Origin of the sequence: Pseudoalteromonas sp. 20-MNA-CIBAN-0454, assembly GCF_040308685.1 — a bacterium.
GTDB classification, from domain to species: Bacteria; Pseudomonadota; Gammaproteobacteria; order Enterobacterales; family Alteromonadaceae; genus Pseudoalteromonas; species Pseudoalteromonas nigrifaciens.
The window spans coordinates 1-387 of sequence record NZ_JBEOOB010000119.1; the positions used below are offsets into that span (position 1 = coordinate 1).

The following is a 387-nucleotide window of genomic DNA, read 5'->3' on the forward strand; positions in this document are numbered from 1 at the left end:
TGCCAGCCTGAGCCCGATATCGACAGCTTGTTACCCTGGAATTTTAAAACATAGGTGTAGTTCGCTAGACGCTCACAAATAAACCGACAGATTGCCCCATTTACGACGCCAAGACGCGATAACAATAGGGTATAACTTGCCCCATTTGTCATCTAATTCGTCAAGAGCGGCTTCTGCTGCATCCTTAGTGGCAGCCTTATAAACGGGTTTCAAGTCAGTCATAAACTCTTTTTGGTGCTTTGAAGCAACGTACTTCATCGAATTACGAATTTGATGAATGACGCACTCCTGCACTTCGGTGTCGGGGTAAATTGTTGCTATTGCTTCAGGGAAGCCTTTTAGTCCATCAACACAGGCAATTAAAATATCGGATACACCACGATTATG

1 pseudogene is annotated in these 387 nt (G+C 44.2%); it reads right to left on the reverse strand.

The annotated features are described in order from the left end of the window. Positions 1–78: 78 nt before the first annotated feature. Positions 79–387 (reverse strand): annotated as a pseudogene (locus AAEZ22_RS18220) (transposase); the annotation flags it as partial.